At 68.2% G+C, this 25,082-nt stretch carries 20 protein-coding genes, 1 other RNA gene and 1 pseudogene; 16 read left to right on the top strand and 6 right to left on the bottom strand.

The genetic code is table 11. The features are described 5' to 3' along the window. Positions 1-9 precede the first annotated feature (9 nt). From ACVJ6E_RS11820 to ACVJ6E_RS11805, 4 genes are all read right to left on the bottom strand, one after another. A complete protein-coding gene (locus ACVJ6E_RS11820; protein ID WP_120267127.1) occupies positions 10-1,317 on the bottom strand; it encodes a TRAP transporter large permease in 1,308 nt (435 codons plus the stop codon). Between the two features lie 6 nt (positions 1,318-1,323). Beyond that, positions 1,324-1,857 (bottom strand): TRAP transporter small permease, encoded by a 534-nt coding sequence (locus tag ACVJ6E_RS11815; RefSeq protein ID WP_185925720.1) that lies wholly within the window; start codon positions 1,855-1,857, stop codon positions 1,324-1,326. Between the two features lie 216 nt (positions 1,858-2,073). Further along, complete coding sequence (locus ACVJ6E_RS11810) at positions 2,074-3,063, bottom strand: TRAP transporter substrate-binding protein (protein WP_185925719.1); 990 nt, start codon at positions 3,061-3,063, stop codon at positions 2,074-2,076. A gap of 99 nt (positions 3,064-3,162) precedes the next feature. Then, entirely contained in the window at positions 3,163-4,425 is a 1,263-nt protein-coding gene (locus ACVJ6E_RS11805) for an NAD(P)/FAD-dependent oxidoreductase (RefSeq protein ID WP_491676452.1), read from the bottom strand. Between the two features lie 209 nt (positions 4,426-4,634). Between ACVJ6E_RS11805 and ACVJ6E_RS11800 the strand changes: the two genes are divergently transcribed. Further along, positions 4,635-5,354, top strand: a complete 720-nt coding sequence (locus ACVJ6E_RS11800; protein ID WP_120267129.1) for an aspartate/glutamate racemase family protein — start codon at positions 4,635-4,637, stop codon at positions 5,352-5,354. Positions 5,355-5,514: 160 nt separating this feature from the next. Then, complete coding sequence (locus tag ACVJ6E_RS11795) at positions 5,515-5,973, top strand: winged helix DNA-binding protein (RefSeq protein WP_120268280.1); 459 nt, start codon at positions 5,515-5,517, stop codon at positions 5,971-5,973. 23 nt (positions 5,974-5,996) lie between these two features. On the opposite strand, the gene ACVJ6E_RS11790 is transcribed toward ACVJ6E_RS11795, so the two are convergent. Continuing rightward, positions 5,997-8,369, bottom strand: a complete 2,373-nt coding sequence (locus ACVJ6E_RS11790; protein WP_208996595.1) for a GGDEF domain-containing phosphodiesterase — start codon at positions 8,367-8,369, stop codon at positions 5,997-5,999. 152 nt (positions 8,370-8,521) lie between these two features. Between ACVJ6E_RS11790 and ACVJ6E_RS11785 the strand changes: the two genes are divergently transcribed. The 6 genes from ACVJ6E_RS11785 (at position 8,522) to ACVJ6E_RS11760 (ending at position 13,685) form a co-directional block, all read left to right on the top strand. Continuing rightward, positions 8,522-9,928: a class II fumarate hydratase gene (locus ACVJ6E_RS11785; protein ID WP_199680959.1), complete on the top strand. Its 1,407-nt coding sequence runs from the start codon at positions 8,522-8,524 to the stop codon at positions 9,926-9,928. Positions 9,929-10,095: 167 nt separating this feature from the next. Then, on the top strand, positions 10,096-10,797 hold the full coding sequence (locus ACVJ6E_RS11780; RefSeq protein ID WP_120267131.1) for an SDR family oxidoreductase: 702 nt from the start codon (positions 10,096-10,098) through the stop codon (positions 10,795-10,797). A gap of 15 nt (positions 10,798-10,812) precedes the next feature. Continuing rightward, positions 10,813-11,511 (top strand): J domain-containing protein, encoded by a 699-nt coding sequence (locus tag ACVJ6E_RS11775; RefSeq protein WP_120267132.1) that lies wholly within the window; start codon positions 10,813-10,815, stop codon positions 11,509-11,511. Positions 11,512-11,542: 31 nt separating this feature from the next. Beyond that, entirely contained in the window at positions 11,543-12,169 is a 627-nt protein-coding gene (locus tag ACVJ6E_RS11770) for a LysE family translocator (protein ID WP_120267133.1), read from the top strand. Between the two features lie 22 nt (positions 12,170-12,191). Next, positions 12,192-12,947, top strand: coding sequence for an N-acetylmuramoyl-L-alanine amidase (locus ACVJ6E_RS11765; protein WP_120267134.1), 756 nt, complete (start codon positions 12,192-12,194; stop codon positions 12,945-12,947). A gap of 237 nt (positions 12,948-13,184) precedes the next feature. Beyond that, positions 13,185-13,685 (top strand): lytic transglycosylase domain-containing protein, encoded by a 501-nt coding sequence (locus ACVJ6E_RS11760; protein WP_120268282.1) that lies wholly within the window; start codon positions 13,185-13,187, stop codon positions 13,683-13,685. Here ACVJ6E_RS11760 and ACVJ6E_RS11755 read toward each other — a convergent pair. Next, the gene (locus tag ACVJ6E_RS11755) at positions 13,660-14,394 is read right to left on the bottom strand and encodes a pyridoxamine 5'-phosphate oxidase family protein (RefSeq protein ID WP_120267135.1); all 735 of its coding nucleotides are present in this window, start codon (positions 14,392-14,394) and stop codon (positions 13,660-13,662) included. The genes ACVJ6E_RS11760 and ACVJ6E_RS11755 overlap by 26 nt on opposite strands. Before the next feature lie 154 nt (positions 14,395-14,548). Here ACVJ6E_RS11755 and pdxR point away from each other — a divergent pair, with 154 nt between their 5' ends. The 8 genes and pseudogenes from pdxR to ACVJ6E_RS11715 all read left to right on the top strand — a co-directional run bounded on the left by pdxR (position 14,549) and on the right by ACVJ6E_RS11715 (position 25,077). Beyond that, on the top strand, positions 14,549-16,003 hold the full coding sequence (gene pdxR / locus ACVJ6E_RS11750; RefSeq protein WP_208996596.1) for a MocR-like pyridoxine biosynthesis transcription factor PdxR: 1,455 nt from the start codon (positions 14,549-14,551) through the stop codon (positions 16,001-16,003). A gap of 32 nt (positions 16,004-16,035) precedes the next feature. Beyond that, an RNA gene (gene rnpB / locus ACVJ6E_RS11745) (RNase P RNA component class A) lies at positions 16,036-16,432 on the top strand. Between the two features lie 994 nt (positions 16,433-17,426). Further along, entirely contained in the window at positions 17,427-17,888 is a 462-nt protein-coding gene (gene mraZ, locus ACVJ6E_RS11740; RefSeq protein ID WP_120267137.1) for a division/cell wall cluster transcriptional repressor MraZ, read from the top strand. Continuing rightward, complete coding sequence (gene rsmH / locus ACVJ6E_RS11735; protein ID WP_120267138.1) at positions 17,885-18,904, top strand: 16S rRNA (cytosine(1402)-N(4))-methyltransferase RsmH; 1,020 nt, start codon at positions 17,885-17,887, stop codon at positions 18,902-18,904. The genes mraZ and rsmH overlap by 4 nt, the downstream gene beginning before the upstream one ends. A 4-nt stretch (positions 18,905-18,908) precedes the next feature. Further along, on the top strand, positions 18,909-19,265 hold the full coding sequence (ftsL, locus tag ACVJ6E_RS11730; RefSeq protein WP_120267139.1) for a cell division protein FtsL: 357 nt from the start codon (positions 18,909-18,911) through the stop codon (positions 19,263-19,265). Positions 19,266-19,274: 9 nt separating this feature from the next. Further along, the gene (locus tag ACVJ6E_RS11725) at positions 19,275-20,987 is read left to right on the top strand and encodes a peptidoglycan D,D-transpeptidase FtsI family protein (RefSeq protein WP_120267140.1); all 1,713 of its coding nucleotides are present in this window, start codon (positions 19,275-19,277) and stop codon (positions 20,985-20,987) included. Positions 20,988-21,069: 82 nt separating this feature from the next. Further along, a pseudogene (locus tag ACVJ6E_RS11720) lies at positions 21,070-22,542 on the top strand (UDP-N-acetylmuramoyl-L-alanyl-D-glutamate--2,6-diaminopimelate ligase); the annotation flags it as partial. Beyond that, positions 22,525-25,077, top strand: coding sequence for a UDP-N-acetylmuramoylalanyl-D-glutamyl-2,6-diaminopimelate--D-alanyl-D-alanine ligase (locus ACVJ6E_RS11715; RefSeq protein WP_199681064.1), 2,553 nt, complete (start codon positions 22,525-22,527; stop codon positions 25,075-25,077). The pseudogene ACVJ6E_RS11720 and the gene ACVJ6E_RS11715, both read left to right, overlap by 18 nt. Positions 25,078-25,082 lie beyond the last annotated feature (5 nt).

Below are 25,082 nucleotides of genomic sequence, written 5' to 3'. Positions count from 1 at the left end.
ATCCGGGCCTTACGGCCGGGTGCGCATGTTCTCGGGCAGCCAGGTCGCCAGCTCCGGGAAGGCGATCAGGATGAACACCATGACCACCATCAACGCGAACATCGGCAGGGCGGCGCGGGCGATATAGGTCATCTCGTGCCGCGTCATGCCTTGCAGCACGAACAGGTTGAAGCCGATGGGCGGCGTGATCTGCGCCATCTCGACCACCACGACGACGAAGATGCCGAACCAGATGGCATCGATGCCGGCGGCCCGCACCATCGGCTCGACCACCGCCATGGTCAGCACCACCGAGGAGATGCCGTCCAGGAAGCAGCCGATGATGATGTAGAAGACCAGCAGCGCCATCAGCAGCTCGAAGCGCGAGAGCTGCATGTCGGCGATCCAGGCCGCGAGCGCGCGCGGCAGGCCGGTGAAACCCATGGACAGCGACAAGAAGGCGGCGCCGGCGAGGATGAGGGCCACCATCGCGGAGGTGCGGGTGGCGCCCATCAGGCTTTCGCCGAAGGTCTTCCAGGTGAGCGAGCCCTGTCCGGCGGCCAGCGCCAGCGAACCGATGACGCCGAGGGCGGCGGCTTCGGTGGCGGTGGCAAGGCCGGTATACATCGACCCGATCACCACGATGATCAGCGCGATCACCGGCAGCAGGAAGCGGGAGTTGGCGAGCTTTTCGCGGAAGCTCATCTGCGGCTCGGGCTGCGGCTTGTAGGTCTTCGAGACCTTCGCGTAGATCGCGATATAGCCCATGAACAGCGCCGCCAGCACCAGCCCCGGCAGGATGCCGGCCATGAACAGCTTGGTGATGGATTCGTTGATGGTGACGCCGTAGACGATCAGCGTCAGCGAGGGCGGGATCATCAGGCCGAGGGTGGCGGCGCCGGCCAGCGTGCCGATCACCATGTTTTCCGGATAGTTGCGCTTGCGCAGCTCCGGCACCGACATCTTGCCGACCGTCGTCAGGGTGGCGGCGGAGGAGCCGGAAACGGCGGCGAAGACCGTGCAGCCGACGACATTGGTGTGCAGAAGGCCGCCGGGCAGGCGGGCCATCCACGGGGCAAGGCCGCGGAACATGTCCTCCGACAGGCGCGTGCGGTAGAGGATCTCGCCCATCCAGATGAACAACGGCAGCGCGGTCAGCGTCCAGGACGAGGAGGCGGCCCAGATCACCGTGATCATCGCGTCGCCTGCCGGGCGCGAGGTGAACAGCTCCATGCCGACGAAGGCGACGCCGAGCAGGGCAAGGCCCACCCACACGCCGGTGCCCAGCAGCAGGAACAGCACGAAGAGGAAGAGGATGATGGGAGCGAAGGTTTCCATGGCGGCTTACTCCCCGTGGCTCTGTTCGACGGTGTCGGCGACGATGCCCGACGAGCCGAGAACGAGAACGCGGACCAGGTGATCCGTCATGGCGATGGCAAGAAGGACGGCGCCGGCGGCCATGGCCATCTGCGGGATCCACAGGGGCGTGGCGTCCTGGCCCTGGCTGATGTCGTTGAGCTTGCGCGACCAGTACACGGCCTTGATCGCGTAATACGACAGGTACCAGGTGAGGGCGGAGCCGATGCCGAAGCACCAGACCTCGAGCCAGCGGCGATGGCGGCCGAGGGCGCTGAGCAGCAGGCTGACCCGGATATGGGCGCCGCGGTTGAGCGCGTGGGCGAAGGCGAAGAAGGAGGCCGAGGCCATGGCATAGCCGGCATAGCTGGCAGCGCCGGGGAAGATCAGGCCGGTCCATCTGGCGATCATCTGCGCCACGATGATGGCGAGGATGGAGACCAGCGCCAGCGCGGCGATCATGCCGCCGGCCAGATACAAACCGTCGAGAAGGCGGCGGAGCCCGCGCCCGAGTGCGATCATGGTCGTGTTCCGTGTCTGTTGCGGACCGGCCACGGCGCAACTGCCCCGGCCGGGCCGCTAAGCGCGCGGTCCGGCGGGCAGGCCTGCGCGGGCAGGAGCCCGGCTGTCAGGGACGGCGTGCTGCCGCGACCGCAAGGCCGCGGCAGTCCTGGCGGGCGCGCCTGCCAGCGGCAGCACGTCCGGACCGTCGGTGACGGAGGCGGCGGAACGCGCCGCTTAGTTGGCCTTGAAGGCGTCGACGATGGCCTTGCCCTTGTCGCCGGCAGCCTTCAGCCACTCTTCGGTCATCGCCTCGCCGACAACGCCCAGGTCGGCCTTGAGCTGGTCGCTGGGCTGGAGCACCTTCATGCCGTTGGAGGCAAGGCCGTCCAGCGTCAGCTTGGTATAGTCCTTGGCCTTCTGCAGGCCGTCGGCCTCAGCCTTGGCGGCGCAGTCGGTGAAGACCTTCTTGGTCTCGTCGGACAGGCCCGCCCAGGTGTCCTTGTTGACCATCACCGAGTTGCGCGGCAGCCACGCGTCGACCGCGTAGAAGTGCGAGACGTTCTCCCACAGCTTGCTGTCGTAACCGGTGGCGCCGGAGGAGATCATCGATTCGGCAACGCCGGTGGCGAAGGCCTGGGAGACCTCGGCGGCCTCGATCTGCACCGGGAGCATGCCGGTCAGCTCGGCGAGCTTGGCGGTCGCGGCATTGTAGGCGCGGAACTTGATGCCCTTCATGTCGGCGCCGGAATTGACTTCCTTGTTGAAGTACAGGCCCTGCGGCGGCCACGGCACGCTGTAGAGAAGAACGAGGTTCTGGCCGTCCAGTGCCTCTTCCACCGCGCCTTCGGCGGCCGACCACAGCTTCACGGAATCGTCGAAGGAGGTGGCGAGGAAGGGAATGCTGTCGACGCCGAAGATCGGGTCCTCGTTGGCATGGGCGGAGAGCAGGCGCTCGCCGATCGGCACCTGGCCGGTCTGCACGGCGCGCTTGATGTCGGCGCCGCCGAACAGCGAGCCGCCCGGATGGGTGACGATCTCGATCTCGCCGCCGGTGCCCTCGGTGACGCAGGCGGCAAAGGCGGCCGCGTTCTCGGAATGGAAGTTGGTCGCCGGATAGGCGAGCGGCATGTCCCACTTCTCGGCGGCGAATGCCGGGGAAGCGGCAGAGGCAGCCAGAAGCGCGGCGGTTACGATGCCGGTGGTGCTCTTCAGCAGGTCAGTCATGTTTGGTCCTCCATCGGCCGGGATCCGATTGTTCCGGATCTCGCGGCAGTCCAGGTCTCTGGTCGGTATTCCCTTGGCCCAGTGCCCATGGGTCACACTCTAGACAGCGAAACGCGCGGGCGAATAGGGGGTGGGGTCGATATTCGGCTTGCGGCCCGCGATCATGTCGGCAACGAGGCGACCGGTCCTGGGACCGCCGGTCAGGCCGATATGATGGTGGCCGAAAGCCATCAGGACATCGCCGCATGCCGGCGACGGCCCGATCACGGGGATGGAATCGGCCGGTGCCGGCCGGTGCCCCATCCATTGACGGGTCGAGCCCCAGCGCAGCGCGGGCATGGCCCGGCGCAGCTGGCGCTCCAGAAGCTCGAACGGCGCCTTGGCCGGTCCCGCGGCAAGGCCGCCGAACTCGACGACGCCGGCAAGGCGGATGCGCCCCTCCAGCGGGGTGGCGACGAATTTCGCGGAGGCGAACATGAAGGGCGCGCGCGGCATCGCGCTCGGCGCCTCCAGCTCCAGATGGTAGCCGCGCTCGCTCTCCAGCGGCACGGAGATGCCGAGCTGGTCGGCAAGCGGCCCGGACCACACGCCGGTCGCCAGCACGGCGCGGTCGCAGACAAGCGGTCCGCCATCGGTGGCAAGGGAGGCGAGGCGGCCGTTCTCGGTCACGAAGCCCTGCAGCGCGCCGCGCAGGAGCGTGCCGCCACGCGCCTCGAACCCGGCGGCGAGATCCTTCACGTAAAGGCCGGGGTCGCGGATGATGCCGTGATCGGGAAGGCGAACGGCGAAGTGGTTGGCATCGCCCAGCAGCGGGTCGTAGCCCCCGAGCGAGGCGCCCTCCATCTCCTGCCAGGAAAAGCCCGCCTCGCGCCGCAGCCGCCAGCCGAAGGCATCGCCCTCGAAGGCGGCGCGGTCGCGGTAGACATAGAGATAGTCGGACGGGGCGATCCAGCGGTTCGCCGCCGTGCGGCCCGCCAGGGCGCGGTGCTCGTCGAGGCTGTTGCCGACGATCGGCAGCAGCGCGCGGGCGATGCGCTCGGTTTCGCTCGTGTTGCAATGGGAAAGGTATTTCGCAAGCCAGGGCAGCAGGCGCGGCAGGTAGGACCAGCGCAGGAACAGCGGGCTGTCCGGGTCCATCAGCATGCGCGGCGCCTTGGCCGGCAGGCCTGGAACGGTGACGGGAACCACGGCACAGGAGGCGAGCACGCCGCCATTGCCATGGGAGGTGCCCTCGCCGGGGCCCGCGCGGTCGAGAAGGGTGACCTGATGACCGTCTTCCTGGAGGCGGAGCGCGGCGCTGACGCCGACGATCCCCGCGCCGATCACCACAATCCGCAAACGCCCACTGTCGTGCTGCTGCACAGTGCCTCTCCCCGGCCAATTATGCCAAGTGTCGTGAGGTCAGGTTCTGTTGTCAACAATTTATCGACAAAATGTCCTTAATAGTCTGCGCAAGATCCTTGTGTTGCAGACGTTCAGGTGCACCAATCCTCGGATTGAGGCGGTTCGGGCTCGGTTGACGCAGGGTTTTCGACAGTCGGAGCAGCATTGTCTCGGCGGGAGGATGCGAAATGACGGTGCATGGCGGCAAGGCGCTCTATGGCGCGGCGGTGGGAATCCTGATGCTGGAGGCGCGCTTTCCCCGCATCCCCGGCGACATGGGCAATGCGCTGACCTGGCCGTTCCCGGTGCATTACCGCATCGTGCGCGATGCCACGCCCGACAGGGCGGTGCGGCAGGGCGCGAGCGGGCTGCTCGATGCGTTCATCGCCGCGGGGCGCGAGCTGGTTGCCGACGGGGTCGACGGCATCACCACCAATTGCGGATTTCTGTCCCTGTTCCAGCGCGACCTGCAGGCCGCGCTCCAGGTTCCGGTCGCCGCCTCCTCCCTGATGCAGGTGCCGCTGGTCGACCGTTTGCTGCCGCCGGGCAAGCGCGCCGGCATCCTGACGATCTCCGCCGGATCGCTGACGGGTGCGCATCTGGCGGCGGCCGGCTGCCCCGCCGACACGCCGGTGATGGGAACCGAGGGCGGGCGCGAGTTCACCCGCGCGATCCTCGACAACGAGGAGGCGCTCGACGTAGAGGCGGCCCGGGCCGACAACGTGGAGGCGGCGCAGGCGCTGCTGGCGCGCAATCCGGAGGTCGGCGCCATCGTGCTGGAATGTACCAACATGGTGCCCTATGCCGCCGACATCCGGGCGGCGACCGGGGTTCCCGTCTATTCCATCGAGAGCTTCGTGACTTGGTTCCATTCAGGTCTGGTGCCGCGGCGCCATCCGCTGCCCTAGCGTTAGCCGGAAGGATGGTTGCTCTTTCGCAGCTCCCTGCCGTAGCCTTGGCCCGAACAATTCAGGCAGGAATTTCATGACAGACAGCACCCAGTCCGGAGACATTGTGCAAGGGGGTATCGGACCGGTCGTGTCTGCAGCCCATCTCGCCTCGGGCGCCATGCCGGCGCTTTCGGAGGTCGAGTTCGCGGTGACCATGATGGTCAACGCCTATCACCGCTGGATGGTCCGCTGCATGGCGGCGGCCGGGGCGCCGGGCATGAGCCCGCTCGACACGTTGGTGCTGCATTCGGTCAATCATCGCGGGCGGCCGAAGTCGCTCGCCGATATCTGCCTGGTGCTCAACATCGAGGACACCCACACCGTCACCTATGCGCTGAAGAAGCTGGCCGCCGCCGGACTGGTGGAGACGGGCAAGCGCGGCAAGGAAAAGACGGTGGCGATCACCCGCGCCGGCGAGGCGATCTGCATGGAGTATCGCCGGCTGCGCGAGGCGCTGCTGGTCGGCCCGGTCAAGGGGCTGGGCATGGACGAGATGGAGCTGTCACGGCTGGCCGCGACGCTGCGCTCGGTCTCCGGCCATTACGACCAGGCCGCGCGGGCCGCAGCGGCGATGTAGGCCAGCGCTTCAGGCGCTCGCGGTCAGGCCGCGCCGACGGCGCGGGTCCGCCCCTCGGCGACCCCGGCCTCGTCCTTCGCCGTTTCGCGTTCGTCTGACGTTTCGGCGTCGGCGTCGGCCGTGTCCGCATCGTCATCGGCAACCGCACCAGAACCTGCCCCCGCATCCGCATCCGCGTCGGCGTCCATGGCAAAGGCGTCGATATCCGCATCCGTGAGGCGAGGGGCGTCCGCGTCCGCACCGGCTTCCGCAGCCGTCTCGAACGGAAGCTGCGGCAGGTCCGTCTCGCGGGCGGCCAGCAGCAGCTGCTCGCACCGCGTCTGCTGGGCGAGGGCGATGGTGTCGCTGGCGGACTGGTCGGTGAGGTCCATCGGCTTGCCGAACAGGAAGCCCTGCACCTTGTCGCAGCCGGCGGCGCGCAGCAGGGCCACCTGGGTCTCGTCCTCCACTCCTTCCGCCGTGATGGTGACCTCGAGCGAGCGCCCCAGCCCGACGATGGAGGCGATGATGGCGTCGGTCGTCGGATTCTTGCCGACGGTGGCAACGAAGGACCGGTCGATCTTGATCGTGTCGAAGGGGAAGCGCGAGAGATAGCTGAGGCTCGAATAGCCGGTGCCAAAATCGTCCATCGCCACGGACACGCCCATCTGGCGGATCTGCGTCAGCGTCTTCACGACGGCGTTGGTCTCGGAAATCAGCAGGCTCTCGGTGATCTCCACCTCCAGCCGCTCGGGAGCAAGGCCGCTGGTGTTGAGCGCATGGGAGACGCGCTCCTCGGTGCGGCCGGGACGGAACTGGGCAGGCGAGATGTTGACCGCGACGGTGAGCGAGGTGTCGCGCCAGCGCGCGGCCTCGGTGCAGGCATGCAGCAGCACCCAGGCGCCGATCTCCTCGATGAGGCCGGCATCCTCGGCGATGGGGATGAAGACCGTCGGCGAGATGGTGCCGCGCTCGGGGTGCTCCCAGCGCAGCAGGGCCTCGTAGCCCGTCAGCTTCAGATCGCGCAGGGAGAATTGCGGCTGGTAGAGCAGGCGGAACTCGTCCTGGGCCAGGGCCTTGCGCAGGTCGCTCTCCAGCAGTTTGCGCTTCTGCGCCTCCGCATCCATGTCCGGGGTGTACCAGATATAGGTGGACCGGCCCGAGTGCTTGGCCCGGTAGAGCGCAAGGTCGGCACAATGCAGCAGGCGGGACGCGCGCCAGGCGGCCTCCGAGGCCTGGGCAACGCCGATGGAGAGCGAGATCGGGATGTCCTTGCCGTCGATGCGGGTGGGAATGCGCGTGGCGGCGATCATCGAGGATGCAAGCTGGGTCACGGCCCGGCGGTCGAGATCGCGGGCGATCAGCACGGCGAACTCGTCGCCGGACAGGCGGGCGACAAGATGGCTGGCAAAGACATTGCTCAGCCGGTCGGCGATCACCTGCAGGAAGAGATCGCCTGCCGCGTGGCCGTGGGTGTCGTTGATGGCCTTGAACTTGTCCACGTCGATCAGCATGACCGAGATGTTGCCGGCCTTGGCGCTGGCCAGCCGCAGCGCCTCGTTCAGCTTGGTGGAAAACACCGTGCGGTTGGGCAGGCCGGTCAGCGCGTCGTGATGGGCAAGAAACTGGATCGTCTTGCTGGCCTTCAGCCGGTCGCGGAAGCGCATCCACACGAACAGGGCGGCAAGGCCGGTCGCGACGAAGATCATCGCCATCAGGATGGCGATGGCGATCTGCACCACCTCGCTCAGGAACAGGCCGGTCGTCGCCTGGTCGTAGAGCAGGACGATGGCGCCCTCGATGGTGTCGCCGTTGCGAATCGGCACGGCGAGCAGGGTGGGTTCGGGTTTCGTGCCGAGCAGCGTGGAGGGAACGTCCACCGCGCGCGGCTCGCCGGCGGCAAGATGGCGCAGGAGCGTCTCGAGGCGCGGGGTGAGGCGCTCGAGCATCTGCGGATCGGTGCGCGGCAGCACGGAGGCCTCGGACAGCAACACCGTTCCCGGCGCGAAGCGCAGGACGGCGACGGTGCGGGCCAGGTCGCTCTGGTCGAGCTCCTCCATGAATTCGTCCAGGGAGGCGGCGCGGTCGACCTTGGCGGGATTGGCAGCCGGACGCTGCGGCCGCGGCGCGTCAGCGGTGCGCGTCCTGCCGCTGCCAGCCGCAGCGTTGCCGTCCACACCGTCGATGGAGCGGCGCAGGCTTTCGTCGGCGAAGGCGGCGATCTCCTCGTCGGAAACCCGGTCGTTCTTCAGGAGATGATGGTTCAGGTCGCGGTCGAGCCGGCGTGCGGTTTCCTGGGCATCGCGGGTGTAAATCGCCTTGGAAAAGAATACATTTGCCGCCTGGATCGTGCCGGCGAAACCTGCAACGATCAAAAAGCCCACAAAGATGCCCAGCAACGTCTTTAGGTTGCGCAACCTGACCCGTCCCTCACGGCGCGATGCCGCCGTTCTCATCGGTGAAAGTGTCCAGGGACGGATCATGACATCGCAAGGTTTCCAGACATTGAATCATGCGCCCGGAATCCGCCCGCCGGTGGAGTGTGACGCAAGGTAAGACGGAGCAGACCATGACCGCAGACAACAGGCGTACCGAAACCGACTCGATGGGAGCGGTGGAGGTGCCGGCGGACCGTTACTGGGGCGCCCAGACCGAGCGCGCGCGCCATCACTTCGCCATCGGACGCGACCCGTTCCCGCTGGAGATCATTCACGCGCTGGCCGAGATCAAGCGGGCGGCGGCGATGGCCAATGCGCAGATCGGCGTGCTGGACCAAAAGCGTGCCGACCTGATCGTCGAGGCGGCCGAGGAAGTGGTCGGCGGCCGGCACGACGGCGAGTTCCCCTTGCATGTGTGGATGACCGGTTCGGGCACGCAGGCGAACATGAACGTCAACGAGGTGATCGCCAACCGGGCCATCGAGCTCAGCGGCGGGCGGATCGGCTCCAAGGATCCGGTCCATCCCAACGATCACGTCAACCGCTCGCAGTCCTCCAACGACGTGGTGCCGACCGCGCTGAACGTGGCGGCGGCGCTGATGATTGCCAACCGGGTGCGGCCGGCGCTGAAGGTGCTGCGCGATGCGCTGGCCGAAAAGGCGCATGCCTGGCAGGGGCTGGTGAAGATCGGCCGCACGCACATGCAGGACGCGGTGCCGATGACGCTCGGCCAGGAGTTCGCCGGCTATGTCGGCATGCTGGACGACAATGACGAGCGGCTGGCCTTCGCGCTCAAGGGGCTGATGAAGCTGGCCATCGGCGGCACGGCCGTCGGCACCGGGCTGAACGCGCCGGATGGCTTCGACGGTAAGGTGGCGGCGGAACTGGCGCGCCGTTGCGGCCTGCCCTTCGAGGCGGCGGCGAACAAGTTCACGGTGATGGGCGCACATGACGCGATGGTGGCGGCCTCGTCCATGCTGAAGGTGCTGGCGGTGTCGCTGCACAAGATCGCCAACGACATCCGCCTGCTGTCCTGCGGCCCGCGCGCCGGCTTTGCCGAGCTGCGGCTGCCGGAAAACGAGCCGGGCTCCTCGATCATGCCGGGCAAGGTCAACCCCACCCAGTGCGAGGCGCTGGCCATGCTCAGCGTGCAGGTGATCGGCCTCGATGTCGCCAGCGGCTTTGCCGGGGCCGGCGGGTTGCTGGAGATGAACGTCTACAAGCCGATGCTCGGTTCCAACGTGGTGGAAAGCTGCCGCATGCTCGCCGACGGGATGGAGCATTTCGCGCGCTTCGCCGTTGCGGGCATGGAAGCGGACGAGGCGCGGCTCGCCGAGACGGTCAACCGCTCGCTCATGCTGGTCACCGCGCTGACGCCGGAGATCGGCTACGACAAGGCGGCGGCGATCGCCCATCATGCGCATCACGAGGGGACGACGCTGCGCGAGGCGGCGCTGGCGCTGGGTCATATCGATGCAGCCACGTTCGACCGGATCGTCGATGCAGCGTCGATGACCGGCCCGATGCCGAAGATCTGAGGCGCCGGGCCCGCTCCGCTGCCGGCTGGCGTTCCGGAGCGGGCTCGCCCGCCGCGACCGGCGGATGCGTGGCGAGGCCGGCCGTCTGTGCTAGAACGCAAACGAGAGTCGGCGTTCATCGGGAGCGTCATGCCAAATCAGTTCGGGCGAAGCAGTTCGGGGACAGCATGAAGGATCGGGTCGTACTTCTGACCGCCGCAGGCAGCGGCATGGGCGCCGCCATCGCGCGCAAGCTGGCGGGCGAGGGCGCGCGCGTTGCCATCCTGTCGTCCAGCGGCAAGGGCGCGGCGCTGGCCGAGGAACTGGGCGGGCTCGGCCATACCGGGTCGAACCTGGAGCCGAAGGACCTTGCCGGGTTCGTGGAAGCCGCGATGGCGCGCTTCGGGCGGATCGATGCCGTCGTCAACAGCGCCGGCCACGGGCCGAAGGGCGAGGTGCTGGCGATCAGCGACGAGGACTGGCACCTGGGCATGGACTATTACCTGCTCAACGTGGTGCGGATGTGCCGGCTGGTGACGCCGCAGTTCCAGGCGCAGGGGGGCGGCGCCATCGTCAACATCTCCACCTATGCGGCGTTCGAGCCGGAGGCGGCTTTCCCGACCTCGGGCGTGTTCCGTGCCGGGCTTGCCGCCTTCACCAAGCTCTATTGCGACCGCTATGCGGGCGAGGGCATCCGCATGAACAACGTGCTGCCGGGCTTCATCGACAGCCTGCCGGAGAAGGAGGACCGCCGCGCGCGCATCCCCATGGGCCGCTACGGCACGGTAGAGGAAGTGGCGGAGACCGTCGCCTTCCTGCTGTCGGACGGAGCCGGCTATATCACGGGGCAGAACCTGCGCGTTGATGGCGGCATCACGCGGTCTGTCTGAGGCGGCAACGGTGACATGAACATCTGGTCTGCGATCAGTGCGGTGGCGGCGGCAATCGGCGCGGGCGGTGCCCAGATCGTCGACCGCATCGTGCAATTCATCGTTTCGGCGGGCGAAGGGCGGGGCGACCGGGCGGTCGCCTTCACCGTCGCCATGATCGCGCTGTCGGCCAAGATGGCCAAGGCCGACGGCGTGGTGACGGGCGACGAGGAGATCGCCTTTCTCGACGTGTTCGACATTCCTGCCGGAGAGGAGCGGAACGTCGCCCGGCTGTTCAACCTGGCCAAGCAGGACGTGGCCGGCTTCGAGACCTATGCGCAGCGGCTGGCGGCGCTGTTTCCGGACGACCCGGAGATCCGGGTGGACATTCTCGATGCCCTGTTCCACATCGCCAAGGCGGACGGCATCGTCCACGAATACGAGCTGGCCTACCTGGAGCGCATCGCCGAGATCTTCGGGCTGGACGAGCGGGCCTTCAACCAGATCCTCGCCCGCCATGTGCGCAGCGAGGAGGACCCGTACCGGGTGCTGGGGATTGCCGGCAGCGTGCCGGACGAGGAGATCAAGCGGCACTACCGCAAGCTGGTGGCGGAAACCCATCCCGACCGGCTGATCGCACGCGGCGTGCCGGAAGAGTTCGTGCGCATCGCCAACGACCGGTTGGCGGCGCTGAACGTCGCCTATGCCAAGATCGCGGCGGAGCGGGGACTGTGACCGGCGACGACACCATGAGGGAGACAGGACGATGATCGATGCGACGACGCTTGCGGCCTATGTGGCGATCGTCCTGGGGTTCGTCTTCATTCCGGGGCCGGCGACGCTGCTGACGGTGGCGCGGGCGACGACGTCGGGGACACGGGTCGGCATCTCGACCGGAGCCGGCATCGCCGCCGGCGACCTGGTGCACACCGTGATGGCGGTGGTCGGTCTTTCGGCGATCATCGCAACGTCCGCCGTGTTGTTCTCGATCATCAAGTATCTGGGCGCGGCTTACCTGATCTATCTCGGCATCCGCGCCCTGTTCGAGCGGCCTTCCACCGACCTGTCCGCCGGGACGCGGGCCATCGGCGCGGCGGCGGCGTTCTGCCAGGCGGTGCTGGCCGAAGTGCTGAACCCGAAGACGGCCCTGTTCTTCCTGGCGTTCCTGCCGCAATTCGTGAAACCGGAGAACGGGTCGGCGGCGCTGCAGCTTCTCGTGCTGGGGATCCTGTTCGTGCTGATCGGGCTGTTCAGCACCGTTGTGTTCGCGCTGGCCGCGGGCCGGCTCGGAAATTTCCTCCGACGCAACCCCGTCGTCCTGAAGTGGCAGGGCAAGGTGGTCGGGGGCATCTACTGCGCGCTCGGGGTCAGGCTCGCCTTGCAGGACCGCTGAGAGCATCACGGAAAGACATGCAATGGGCGTGAAGACGGATACCGGACTGCCGGCGCGGCTGAGGCCTTCGCCGAACCACAACGATCGGACTGGTCCGGTCAGCCTGCTGCTGCTGCACTATACCGGCATGACCAGCGGCGAAGAGGCCCTCCAGCGGCTGTGCGACCCGCGCGCCGAGGTCTCGGCCCATTACGTGGTCGAAGAGGACGGGTCGATCCTGCAGCTGGTGCCGGAAAGCCGGCGCGCCTGGCATGCGGGGCGCTCCTACTGGAAGGGCGAGCGGGACATCAACTCGCGCTCCATCGGCATCGAGATCGTCAATCCGGGCCACGAGAACGGCTACCGGCCTTTCCCGGACGCGCAGGTGCAGTCCGTGATCGAACTGGCCCGGGATATCTGCGCCCGGCACGGGATCGCGCCCCACGACGTGCTGGGGCATTCGGACGTGGCGCCGGAGCGCAAGGAGGATCCGGGCGAGCTGTTTCCCTGGGACAGGCTGGCGGCGGCAGGCGTCGGCCTGCATGTCGCGCCGGAGCCGGTATCCGGCGGGCGCTTCTTCCAGCTGGGCGACGGCGGCCAGCCCGTCGAGGCGCTGCAGTCGATGCTGGCGCTCTACGGGTTCGAGATGCCGATCACCGGGGTCTTCGACGAGCGCACGCGGGCGGCGGTCGCCGCCTTCCAGCGCCACCACCGGCGCGAGCGGGTCGACGGCATCGCCGACATGTCGACCATCGCGACGCTGCACCGGCTTTTGCAAAAAGTTCCACAGCTCGGCTGACGCCGCGTCCCGAGCCGATTGCTGCATCGCAACATCTGCAAATCACCGCCATCTCCCGGCCATGTTTGCCGGGATGATGGCCTTGCTTTCGTCAATGACGAGGATTTCTGCACGTTTTAGCCATATTTTATCGGCGTTTTTGTAACATTTCGTGATCTTCGGTGCCGGATTTCCGTCTTACCGCACCGCCATACAGCCGGCCTCTCAACAACGACAAACAGTTTGAAGGTCGGGCACATGATCAACTTCAAGGCGCCGCGTCTCATCGGTGCGCTCCTCTTGGCTCTTTCCGCAGGGGCATGCCAGACGGCTGCGGTCTCCACCACGACGGTCGATCCGAAGATCCTCGAGGCCGGGGCACGCGCCGAGAAATACGACGCCATGATCACCGCGGAAGCACGCAAGCACGGCGTGCCGGTGGAACTGGCCCACGCGGTCGTGCGGGTGGAAAGCAACTACAATCCGCGGGCTCGCGGACGGGCCGGCGAAATCGGCCTGATGCAGATCAAGCCGCAGACGGCGCGGGGCGTCGGCTTCCGCGGCAGCGCCAAGGCGCTCTACGATCCCAAGACCAACATCACCTACGGCATGAAGTACCTGGCAGGCGCCCACAAGCGCGCCGGCGGCGACGTGTGCGGCACGATCCTGCGCTACAATGCCGGTCACTTCGCCAAGCGCATGAACCCGGTGAGCCGGCGCTATTGCGGCAAGGTCAAGCAGCTCCTCGCTCGCGGCTGAGGCCCGGCGAGGCAGCGCTTTCCAGGTCGCGCAGCGAGCGCGGACGCGGCACGTCCGCGGCAAGACGCTCGTCCGGCGTGACGGCGGTGACCGTCTCGGCCAGCTCGACGACGCCGGCCCATACGGGCAGGGCATAGTCGTCCGCATCGTCGACCGGAGGCCCTTCGCGCCGCTTCATGGTGATGTGCTCGACCTCGATGGCGAGCACCCCGGTGGCGGCGAGCTCCTTGTCGGTCATCGGCCGCACCTCGTCCCAGCGGCCCGGCAACAGCCGGTCGGTGAGGGCGACGAGCGCGGCCTTGCGCTCCCAGTCGTTGACGACATGGCGGGCCGTGCCATGCACCACCACCGAGCGGTAGTTCATCGAGTGGTGAAAGGCGGAGCGGGCGACGACGATGCCGTCCAGCAGCGTCACGGTGAGGCACACCGGCGCGCGGTCCTGCATCCTCTTGACGATGCGCGTCGCCTTGGCGCCGTGGATGTAGAGCGTGCGCTTGATGCGGGCGTGCAGCATCGGGATGACCATCGGTCGGCCCTCGTCGACGAAGCCGACATGGGCGATGCGGGCGAGATCCAGCACCTCGAAGGCGGCGGCCGGGTCCGCGACCTCGCGCTTGCCCACCCGAACCCTCGCATGGCGGGGCAGGGAGGCGCGGCGGCTGCGCCGGGTGGCCGGCGTGGCGGCCTGGTCGGTCTCGGGGTCGCTCATCGATTGCGGTTCCTCGCTTTGCGGCGCCTGTGCTGTGCGGCGCCCTTGCGCTTCGGCACCCTTGCCTTGCGGCGCCTTTGCGTTGCGGTGGGGAATGTGCCATCAAACTGGTTCCAGTGAAGGTCCGCTTTCGGATTTTTTGAAGGATCCAGTCATGCTCGACGGCCTCCTGTCCATCGATCGCTCCGCTGCCTTGCCGCTGCCCGAGCAGGTCTATCGCGGCGTGCGCGAGGCCATCGGCGACGGGCGTCTGGCCGAGGGCGCGCGCCTGCCGTCCAGCCGGGCATTGGCGGCAGCGCTCGGCATCTCCCGCAACTCGGTCAACGCGGCCTACGAGCTTCTGGTGGCGGAGGGTATCGTCACCGTGCGCGGCGGGTCGGCGCCGAAGGTCGCGCGTGTCGGCCTGTGGGGCGAGGGCGAGGCGCCGGCGATCTCCGCAAGGGCGGTCGCCCTGTCGGCGCGCGGACGGGCGATGAGCAACAATCCCTGGTCCGCGACCCAGCGCCGGCGCGGGGGAAAGCTGGAGCCGGGCACGCCGAGCATCGACCGGTTTCCGGCCGACGAATGGGCGCGGACGCTGCGCCGCGCCGCCCGCCGCCTGCGCGGCGACGTGCTGAGCTATGGCGAGACGCAGGGGCTTGGCGAACTGCGCGGGGAACTTGCCGCCTATCTGGCCGCCGAGCGCGGCGTCAGGGCAACACCGGAGCGCATCATCGTCACCCCGTCGACCCAGGCGAGCCTTAACCTGCTGGCGAGCGCCCTGGCGGATCCCGGCGAGGCCGCATGGCTGGAGGATCCCGGGTACCTGGGGGCACGCGCCGCCTTCACCGCAGCCGGGCTCGACATCGTGCCGATGCCCGTCGACGCGGACGGGGCGGACCCGCGCCTCGTCACCGATCGGCGACCGCCGCGGCTGATCTACGTTACCCCCTCGCACCAGTACCCTTACGGCACCCGCATGTCGCTGGCGCGCCGCGCGATGGTGCTGGATGCGGCGCGGGCCTGCGGCGGGGTGGTGCTGGAGGACGACTACGACAGCGAATTCCTGTTTTCCGGGCGGCCTCTCGCGGCGATGCAGGGCTTGGGCGCGGAGGGAGAGGTGATCTATCTCGGCACCTTCTCCAAGAGCATGCTGCCGGGCCTGAGGGTCGCCTACATGGTGGTGCCGGAACATCTGGCCGGCCCGCTGGCGGTGGCGCAGCGGGTCTCGGGCATGCTCGCCAACGTGATGACGCAGGCCGCGCTTGCCGACTTCATCGCCTCGGGCCGCTATCGGGCGCATCTGCGGCGGGTGCGGGAGATCTGCGAGGCGCGGGGGCGGGAGCTTGCCGCCGCCCTGCGGCAGAGGTTGGGTACGGCGGCGGATGTGCCGGACCCGGTTGGCGGCGTGCAGCTTGCCCTGCGCTTTGCCGGGGCGGTCGACGACCTTGCGATCGCCGCGAGGGTCAACGCCCTCGGCTTCGGCGTCGCGGCCCTCTCGCCCTATGGCATCGCCTGCAACCCGTCCGGCCTCGTCATCGGCTTTGCCGGCGCGCAGCGCGGGGAGGCGCAGGCATGCGCCGAGGCGGTGGCGGGCGCTCTGGCAGGGGCCGAGAAGCGTCGCGCTTGACCGAAGGGCCCGCGGCGCATACCAGTCGCGCGTCAGCCGGCTGGACGGCCGCTCCTGCAAGTGCGGAAACGCCGCAGGGGAGGAAAGTCCGGGCTCCACGGAAAAACGGTGCCGGGTAACGCCCGGCGGGGGCGACCCCAGGGAAAGTGCCACAGAAAGCAAACCGCCGCGGCTGCGGCCGCGGTAAGGGTGAAAGGGTGGGGTAAGAGCCCACCGCGCGACCGGCAACGGAAGCGGCACGGTAAACCCCACCGGGAGCAAAACCGAATAGGGGCGGCGCGGATTCCGCAAGGAATCCGGTCCTTTCCAGACCAGCCGCCCGGGTTGGTTGCGCGAGGCGCCCGGCAACGGGCGTCCCAGATGAATGGCCGTCACGTGCGGCAGCAATGTCGCGCCATACAAAACCCGGCTTACAGGCCGGCTGACACCTTTTCCCTTCCTGTTTCGATGATCCGCCCGGCGCCAGCCGGGGCGCGAGGGCACCCTCGGCAGGTGTTTTTTGCCCCTGCCTCTGCCGGCGTCTTCCCGGGTCGCGCTACGCTGCGTGCGTGATGACGCCGGGAGAGGTTGGCGGACTTCCGCAACCGCTCTGGCAACCAATAGGCCCCGGCTCTCGCGATGCTCGTCCGGGGGGACGGCAGAGGGGATGCTGGGGCGTGCCTTCTCTCGGAGGTCATCCCGGCCAAGCGCAGCGCAGAGCCGGGATCCATTGGCGCCCTCGGCAGGCATGAAACGGTCGCGCATCGCCACCTCCACGGCTGTCACGCCTGCGCAGGCAGGCGTCCAGTATCCGCCGGAGCGGATGGGTGCGCGAGAGCGGCAGCCTCCGGCCTTCCGGCGGCAGCGCAACCGCTTCAGTCGCGACCTTCCGTGGTTACTGGTTCCCGGTCTTCGGCTGCGCCGAAACCGGGACGACAGCCGAAGAGTGGGCTTCGCGTCGGAGTGGCTGTCCGCCGTTCCTCACGCGCCTGCCTCTTCGGGTGTCTTCCCGCTCGAGCAGAAGCCGCGAGCCGGGACCGCCGCGTGCAGTGCACGCGCGCGCGCCTGTGGGCAAGTCGCTGGAACCATTGCGCTTCACCCTCGAAGCCGCCGCGAAAGACCCCGAATCCACTGCGTTGCAGGATGCAAGCGACCGGCAACTCAAAATTAAGCTTAACGGTGGATAACTGATCCCCGGTGTTTCGCCGCACCGGCCGGGAGGGGGCAGAAACCATTGGATTCCGTTGACGCCCAGAAGGTCCCATGCTATCCCAGATTATCCCGTTTCGACAGGCTGCAACGGGGCTCAAGCGGCTCACAATTCGACATTGCGGGCCGACATGCGGTCGGGCCGCCGGCGTTGCGCTACGCACCGGCGTTTCCAGGGATCGGGAGTTAGGCGGTGGCCGGATGCGACGCATCCGGCGATGGGGCGAGAGAATCGATGTCCGGCTTCGTGTCGCACTACACAAATCGACTCGACGCCAAGGGGCGGGTTTCCGTTCCGGCTTCTTTCCGCCAGGCCCTGACGCGCGACGGCTTCGAAGGTCTCTACTGCTTTCCTTCCCTGCACCAGATGGCGGTGGATGCGGGCGGTCACCAGCTCGTGGCGGAGATCGCCAAGCGGCTGGAGGGGCTCGACACCCTGACCGCCGACCACGACGCCCTGTCCACTGCGCTCTACGGCGCCAGCGAAACCCTGAAGATCGATGGAGACGGCCGGGTGATGCTTTCCGACATGATCCGCGAGCATGCGGGAGTGACGGACCAGGTCACCTTTGTCGGCCAGGGCTACAAGTTCCAGATCTGGGAGCCCGAGCGCTTCCGCGCCCACCGCGCGGACGCGATGAAGCGCGCCATGTCCGTGCTGTCCTCTCCCCGCACGAGCGCAGGGGGCGGCCAATGACGGCGCAGCGCAAGGACGAGGCGGCGCCTCGCCATGTTCCGGTTCTCCTGAAAGAGGTGATGGAGGCGCTCGGCGACGTGTCGGGCGCCACTGTCGTCGACGGCACGTTCGGTGCCGGCGGCTATACCTCGGCGCTGCTCGATGCGGGCGCGCAGGTGATCGCCATCGACCGGGATCCCAATGCGATTGCCGGCGGCCAGGCGCTGGTTGCCGCAAGCGGCGGCCGCTTGATGCTGGTCGAGGGCCGGTTTTCCGCGCTCGATGCCCACGCGGCGGCCTCCGGCCATCCGCAGGTCGATGCGGTGGTGCTGGATCTCGGCGTTTCCTCCATGCAGCTCGACGAAGCCGAGCGGGGCTTTTCCTTCCGTTTCGACGGGCCGCTGGACATGCGCATGGAAGCGCGCGGGTTGTCGGCGGCGGATGTCGTCAACACCATGCCCCAGCGCGAGCTGACCCGGCTGATCGGCATTCTCGGCGAGGAGCGGCGCGCGTCCGCCGTCTCGCGAGCGATCGCCGAGCGCCGCAAGGAGCGCCCCTTCGAGCGCACCTCCGACCTTGCCGCCGTGATCGAGAAGGTGGTCGGGCGCTCGTTCAAGGGCAAGCAGATCCATCCGGCCACACGCACCTTCCAGGCGCTGCGCATCTATGTGAACCGCGAGCTCGACGAAGTGGTCGATGCGCTGGCCGCGGCCGAGCGCGCGCTGAAGCCGGGCGGCCGGCTCGTCGTCGTCACCTTCCACAGCCTGGAAGACCGGATCGTCAAGAAATTCGTCGCCGAGCGCAGCCGCACCCGCGCCGGCGGTTCCCGTCACATGCCGGATATCGAGGTGCCGCCGGCGACCTTCGAGCCCCTCCATCGCGGCGCGGTGGATCCGGGCGAGGACGAAGTCGCGGCCAACCCGCGTGCGCGCTCCGCCAAGCTGCGCGCCGCCCGCCGTCTCGATGCCCCGGCACGCGAAGTCGACCCCCGCGAACTCGGTGCCCCGTCGGTCGCCGCGCCGGCCGGGGAGGAGTGAACCCATGAGCCGCTACACCAACGTCATCCTCGCCATCGGCGTCCTGGCTGCCGCCGCCGCCGTCTACGACATGAAGCACGACGCCGAACGCTCGGCCGAGCATGTCGCCGCGCTGCAGAGGCAGATCGAGGACGAGCGGGCGCAGCTGCAGATGCTGCGCGCCGAGTGGAGCCTGCTCAACGACCCGAGCCGCCTGCAGCGGCTGGTCGATCGCTACAACGAACATCTTCAGCTGCAGCCGCTCTCGGTGGAGCAGATCACCCGGATCGAGGATGTGCCGGTCAAGCCGGTGCAGCTCGAGCCGATCGACAGCAACCTGACGCTCGGCGGCTTTGCCGGCGCGTCGCCGACGGTCCGATAGGGGGCAACAATGGCGGTCACGGATCAGCCCGTTTCCTTCCTGCAGCGCCGCACGGTCGGCGAGCGGCACGTGCCGCGCGGTCCCTCGACCCGCGCCGTGCGGGCCCGGGTGCACATGGCCATGGCGGTCTTCGCGCTGGTCTACATGGCCATCGGCGGCCGGCTGATCATGCTGGGCATGAGCGAGGAGGCGAAGTCGGCCTCCTACATTTCGGCGCAGGACAGCGTCGCCGCCTCGCGCCCGGACCTTTTGGACCGCAACGGCCAGATCCTGGCGACCGACATCAAGACCGCCTCGCTGTTCGCCGAGCCGCGCAAGATCATCGACGTCGACGAGGCGCTGGAGGGCATCGCCAGCGTGCTGCCGGAACTGGGCACCGATGCGGTGCGCCGCCGGCTGGCCAGCAATGCCGGCTTCATCTGGCTGAAGCGCGAGCTGACCCCGCGCCAGCGCCAGCAGATCCATGATCTCGGCATTCCCGGCATCGGTTTCCTGGAAGAAAACAGCCGCTTCTATCCGGGCGGCCCGACCGCCGGCCATATCGTCGGTTCGGTCAATGTCGACAACCAGGGCATTTCCGGCATGGAGCTGGCGGTCGACCGGGCCTGGCTCGGCGACCTGCGCGAGCTCGGCTTTGCCAGCGACCGCACGATGGAGCCGGTGCAGCTGTCGGTGGACCTGCGCGTCCAGCATGTGGTGCGCGACGAACTGGTCAAGGCGCTGGAGCGCTACCGGGCAATCGCCGGCATCGGCGTCGTTCTCGACGTGGAGACCGGCGAGGTGGTCGCCATGTCCTCGCTGCCCGACTTCGATCCCAACGACCGGGCCCAGGCGCTGGAAAAGGACCGCATGAATCGCGCGTCCGGCGGCGTCTACGAGATGGGCTCGGTGTTCAAGGGCTTCACCGTCGCCATGGCGCTGGACAGCGGCAAGGTGACGATGAACGACAGTTTCGACGCGACGCGGCCGTTGCGGGTCGGCGGGCGCACGATCAGCGACTTCCACGGCAAGGGCCGCATCCTGTCGGTCGCCGAGACCTTCATCTATTCGTCCAATATCGGCACGGCCAAGATGATGCTGTCGGTCGGCGTCGACGAGCAGAAGGCCTTCATGGAGCGGCTCGGCCTGACGACGCGGCTGAAGACGGACCTGCCGGAAGTGGCAACGCCGCTGCTGCCGCCCAAGTGGAACGAGCTTGCGGCAATCACGATCTCCTTCGGCCACGGCATCTCGGTGACGCCGCTGCAGACGGCGGTGGCGACGGCGGCCCTGATGAACGGCGGCCGCCTGATCCCCCCGACCTTCGTGCCGCGCTCGCGCGAGGAAGCGGCGAAGCTGGCAACGCAGGTCGTGTCGCCGCAGACCAGCGAGATGATGCGCTACCTGTTCCGCCTCAACGTCCTGTCGGGCTCCGGCCGGCGCGCGGAAGTGCCGGGCTACATGGTCGGCGGCAAGACCGGAACGGCGGAAAAGATCGAGAACGGCCGCTACGTATCCAACAAGCGCCGCAATTCTTTCCTTTCTGCCTTCCCGATGGACAAGCCGCGCTACGTGGTCCTGGTCGTGCTCGACGAGCCGAAGTCCGAGCGCGAGGGCATCGGCGCGACCGCAGGCCTGAACACGGCGCCGGTCACCTCGGCTATCATCCGCAGGGTTGCCCCGATGCTCGGAGTGTTGCCGCAGTTCGGAGACAAGACGGAGACGGTATCGATTTCCTACTGACCGGATCGCCAAGGGGGCGGGGTCGCACCAAAGCTCCCCTTACGGTCCTGACGACGACGCACAACGGATATTGGCGCAGGATATGCTGCTGAAGGACCTCACCGGCGAACAGGTGCTCGCCGCGCCCGAGTTCGAAACCGAAATCGCCGGATTGTCCGCAGACAGCCGAACGGTTTCCAGGGGATTTGTGTTCGCCGCGCTGAAAGGCGCGAAGGCGGACGGCACCCGTTTCATCGCGGCCGCACGCGATGCCGGCGCCGGCGCCCTGCTGGTGGGCAGCGACACGCCGCTGGCGGCGCTCGGCTCCGATGAGGGCGGCTGCCCCGTCATCGTCAGCGACGACCCGCGCCGCACGCTGGCGCTGATGGCCGCCCGCTTCTACGAGCGCCAGCCCGAGACCCTGGTGGCGGTGACCGGCACCAGCGGCAAGACCTCCGTCGCCGTCTTCGTCCGCCAGATCTTCGCCCATGCCGGGTTCGAGGCCGCGAGCCTCGGCACCATCGGCACGGTGACCAGCCGCGGCGCCCAGTATGGCAGCCTGACCACGCCGGACCCGGTGTCGCTGCATCAGACGCTGGCGCGGCTGGCCGACGACGGCATCACCCATGCTGCGCTCGAGGCCTCCAGCCACGGGCTTGACCAGCGCCGGCTCGACGGGCTGCGCCTGACGGCTGCGGCCTTCACCAATCTGGGCCGCGATCATCTCGACTACCATGCCGATGTCGAGGACTATCTTGCGGCCAAGCTGCGGCTGTTCGATACGCTGCTGGAGGGCGACCAGCCGGTGGTGCTGGAGCCGTCCGCGCCCTATGCCGGACGCGTCCTGGCTCTGGCGCGCGAGCTCGGCCGCAGCGTCTTCACCGTCGGCGAGGGCGGCGACGACCTGAAGCTTCTCGACATCAGCCACGACGGTTTCACGCAGGTTCTGTCGATCGAGACCATCGAGGGCTTCTTCGAGGTCCGCCTGCCGCTGGCCGGCCGCTTCCAGGTGTCCAATGCGCTGGTCGCCGCCGGTCTTGCGATCTGCAGCGGCGTTCCCACCAGCGTGGCGCTGGCCGCGCTGGAGGAGCTGCAGGGCGCTCCGGGCCGGCTGGAGCTGGTCGGCGAGACCGACGACGGGGCGCTGGTCTTCGTCGACTATGCACACAAGCCGGATGCGCTGGACACGGCGCTGGCGGCGCTGCGCCCCTTCACCAAGGGCCGCTTGATCACGGTGTTCGGAGCCGGCGGCGACCGCGATCCGGGCAAGCGCCCCCTGATGGGGCAGGCCGCGGCCCGGCAGGCCGACATCGTCATCGTCACCGACGACAATCCGCGCAGCGAGGACCCGGCGAAGATCCGCGCCGAGGTGATGGACGGCGCCCCGGATGCGCTGGAGATCGGCGATCGGCGCGACGCCATCGAGGCCGCCATCGGCATGCTGCAGCCGGGCGACGTGCTGTGCATCGCCGGCAAGGGCCATGAGCCGGGCCAGATCGTCGGCGATCAGGTGCTGCCCTTCTCCGATCACGAGGTCGCACGCGAGGCGATTGCGGCGATGGCCGAAAGCGCGCTGTTCGATGCCGCCGAGGACGGGGGCATCGACCTCGGGCTCGACCTCGACGACGCGCTGGAACAGGCGCTCGCCGGCAGCCTCGATCCGGCGCAGGACGCCGAAGACGAGACGTTGCCCGAAACGGACGAGGAGGACGGTCTTCCGCTGGAGCTGTCCGAGGACGACCTGCTGGACGAGCTGTTCGACGAAGAAGACCGCGGCGCCGACCAGGCGGAGGAGCCCGAACTGCACGACGAGGCGGACGAGCTGCATGTGGAGCTTGGCGCCGAAGAAGACGTTGCGGAGGAGGGTGCTGCCGAAGGGGACGTTGCCGAAGAGGAGGGCGACGAACCGGACGCTGGCGACGAGGAGGCTGCAGAGGAAGAGCTGGCCGAAGACCTCGCCGAAGAGGATCTGGCCGACGACGATCTGGCAGACGAGCTTCTCTCCGAAGAGGTCCTCTCGGAAGACGACCAGCCCGAGGGCGAACTGCTTGAGGGCGAGCTGCCTGAAGACGACCTGACGGCCGATGAGCCGCAGGCGGACCTTGTCGCTGCGGACGAGGATGATCTGCTGGCCGATGACGAAGCGGGCAGGGGAACGTTTCCGGGAATCGTCCTCACCGAGGAGGATCTTCTGGGTCAAACGGATCCGGTGGACGACCCTGAGACGGCCGAGGACGAGGCCGACGAGAGCGAGCTTGAAGAGAGCTTGGCCGAGGACCTTGTCGGCGATGATGATTCCGGCGAGGAGAACGAGCCCGCCGAGACGGTCCTGGAGGGTGACGACGATATTTTCGGCGGTCCCGACGCGCTGACGGAAGAGGCCGAAGCTCTCGAGACGCAGAGCGATGAGGATGCGCTGGCGGACGAGCCGCCGGCGGAGAATGAGTGGCTTGCCGTCGCTGACGAAGAGGACGAGGCGGACACAGACACTGAAGCCGAAATCGTCGATGCGCAGGAAGAAGCTGTCGAACCCGTCTCCGAGCGTCAGGAAACGGCAGAGCCTGCGCCCGTTGCAGCGGGCGTGCACCCGGCCTTCGTCGTGCCGGCGGTGCCCTCCTTTACCGCCCCGGCAGCGCCTGCGGTGAAGCCGGCGCCGGTCGCCGGAGAGCCGATCGAGGCCGAGCCCGACCGGCCGCTGTGGTATCTGGACGAGATGGTCGAGGCGACGGGCGGCGAACTGCGCGGCGCGGACATTCCCCACATCACCGGCGTTTCCATCGACAGCCGTAGCATTGCCGCCGGCGAGGCCTTCGTGGCGATCGCGGGCGAGCGGTTCGACGGGCATGATTTTGCGGCCAAGGCCTGCGAGGCGGGAGCCGCGCTTGCCATCGTCGCGCGCGAACGCGTCGGCTCGCTGCCGCCGAAGGGGCGCTATCTGGTGGTCGAGGACCCGCTGGAGGCGCTGCGCGATCTGGGCCGCGCGTCGCGGGCCCGCAGCCGTGCCCGCATCGTTGCGGTGACCGGCTCGGTCGGCAAGACCAGCACCAAGGACATGCTGAAGCTGGCGCTGTCGCCGTCCGGGCGCACCCATGCGCCGGTCGCCTCCTTCAACAATCACTGGGGCGTGCCGCTGACGCTGGCGCGGATGCCGGCGGACACCGAATACGGCGTCTTCGAAATCGGCATGAACCATGCCGGCGAGATCACCCCGCTGGTGCAGATGGTGCGCCCGCACGTGGTGGCGATCACCACGGTCGAGGCCGTGCATCTGGAGTTCTTCGGCTCGGTGGAGCGCATCGCCCAGGCGAAGGCGGAAATCTTCATGGGGCTGGAGCCGGGCGGTCTGGCGCTGCTCAACCGCGACAACAACCAGTTTGACCTGCTGACCTATCTCGCGAAGGCCGCTGGCGTGCGCCGCATCGCCACATTCGGGCGGCAGGGGCCGGCGGACGTGCAGGCCGAGCGGGTGTCCGCGCAGACGGGCTGCAGCTCGATCTCCGGCCATGTCTTCGACCAGCAGATCACCTACAAGGTCGGCGCGCCGGGCGTGCACCTGGTGGCCAACAGCCTTGCTGTGTTGGGCGCGGTGGCGGAACTGGGCGGCGACCTGGCCCGTGCCGGCATGGCGCTGGCCGCCTTCCGCGCGCCGAAGGGACGCGGCGAACAGGCGGTGCTGCAGTTGCCGAACGGCCGCGCCACGCTGATCGACGAGAGCTACAACGCCAACCCCGCCTCGATGCGCGCCGCGCTCAACCTCCTGCGGGAAACCCCGATCGAGCGCAACGGCCGCCGCATCGCGGTGATCGGCGACATGCTGGAGCTGGGCGAGGCCGAGTTGCAGTTGCATGCGGCCCTCAACCGGCCTGTTGCCGAATCCGGTGCGGATCTCGTCTACTGCGCAGGACCGCGCATGCACGCGCTGTGGGAGCTGCTGCCGAAACACCAGCGCGGCGCCTATTCCGAGGAAGCGGCCGGTCTGAAGCCGCTGCTCATCGAGGATATCCGTCCGGGCGACGTCATCATGGTCAAGGGCTCGCTCGGCACCCGGATGGGGCCGCTGGTCGAGGCCCTCAAACGCGATTTCCCCGTCGAAGACGACGGGGCCGAATAGGAACG

The organism is Stappia sp. G46H5W (assembly GCF_058448995.1).
Note: the sequence above shows the minus strand (reverse complement) of the source record. Positions and strands in the feature narration are given on the sequence as shown.

Excerpts from the sequence above, each read along its gene's own strand:
- ACVJ6E_RS11820 (WP_120267127.1), bottom strand. The coding sequence starts at position 1,317 with ATGGAAACCTTCGCTCCCATCATCCTCTTCCTCTTCGTGCTGTTCCTG.
- ACVJ6E_RS11815 (WP_185925720.1), bottom strand. The coding sequence starts at position 1,857 with ATGATCGCACTCGGGCGCGGGCTCCGCCGCCTTCTCGACGGTTTGTAT.
- ACVJ6E_RS11810 (WP_185925719.1), bottom strand. The coding sequence starts at position 3,063 with ATGACTGACCTGCTGAAGAGCACCACCGGCATCGTAACCGCCGCGCTT.
- ACVJ6E_RS11800 (WP_120267129.1), top strand. The coding sequence starts at position 4,635 with ATGACGGTGCATGGCGGCAAGGCGCTCTATGGCGCGGCGGTGGGAATC.
- ACVJ6E_RS11795 (WP_120268280.1), top strand. The coding sequence starts at position 5,515 with ATGCCGGCGCTTTCGGAGGTCGAGTTCGCGGTGACCATGATGGTCAAC.
- ACVJ6E_RS11785 (WP_199680959.1), top strand. The coding sequence starts at position 8,522 with ATGACCGCAGACAACAGGCGTACCGAAACCGACTCGATGGGAGCGGTG.
- ACVJ6E_RS11780 (WP_120267131.1), top strand. The coding sequence starts at position 10,096 with ATGAAGGATCGGGTCGTACTTCTGACCGCCGCAGGCAGCGGCATGGGC.
- ACVJ6E_RS11775 (WP_120267132.1), top strand. The coding sequence starts at position 10,813 with ATGAACATCTGGTCTGCGATCAGTGCGGTGGCGGCGGCAATCGGCGCG.
- ACVJ6E_RS11770 (WP_120267133.1), top strand. The coding sequence starts at position 11,543 with ATGATCGATGCGACGACGCTTGCGGCCTATGTGGCGATCGTCCTGGGG.
- ACVJ6E_RS11765 (WP_120267134.1), top strand. The coding sequence starts at position 12,192 with ATGGGCGTGAAGACGGATACCGGACTGCCGGCGCGGCTGAGGCCTTCG.
- ACVJ6E_RS11760 (WP_120268282.1), top strand. The coding sequence starts at position 13,185 with ATGATCAACTTCAAGGCGCCGCGTCTCATCGGTGCGCTCCTCTTGGCT.
- ACVJ6E_RS11755 (WP_120267135.1), bottom strand. The coding sequence starts at position 14,394 with ATGAGCGACCCCGAGACCGACCAGGCCGCCACGCCGGCCACCCGGCGC.
- pdxR (WP_208996596.1), top strand. The coding sequence starts at position 14,549 with ATGCTCGACGGCCTCCTGTCCATCGATCGCTCCGCTGCCTTGCCGCTG.
- mraZ (WP_120267137.1), top strand. The coding sequence starts at position 17,427 with ATGTCCGGCTTCGTGTCGCACTACACAAATCGACTCGACGCCAAGGGG.
- rsmH (WP_120267138.1), top strand. The coding sequence starts at position 17,885 with ATGACGGCGCAGCGCAAGGACGAGGCGGCGCCTCGCCATGTTCCGGTT.
- ftsL (WP_120267139.1), top strand. The coding sequence starts at position 18,909 with ATGAGCCGCTACACCAACGTCATCCTCGCCATCGGCGTCCTGGCTGCC.
- ACVJ6E_RS11725 (WP_120267140.1), top strand. The coding sequence starts at position 19,275 with ATGGCGGTCACGGATCAGCCCGTTTCCTTCCTGCAGCGCCGCACGGTC.
- ACVJ6E_RS11715 (WP_199681064.1), top strand. The coding sequence starts at position 22,525 with ATGGCCGAAAGCGCGCTGTTCGATGCCGCCGAGGACGGGGGCATCGAC.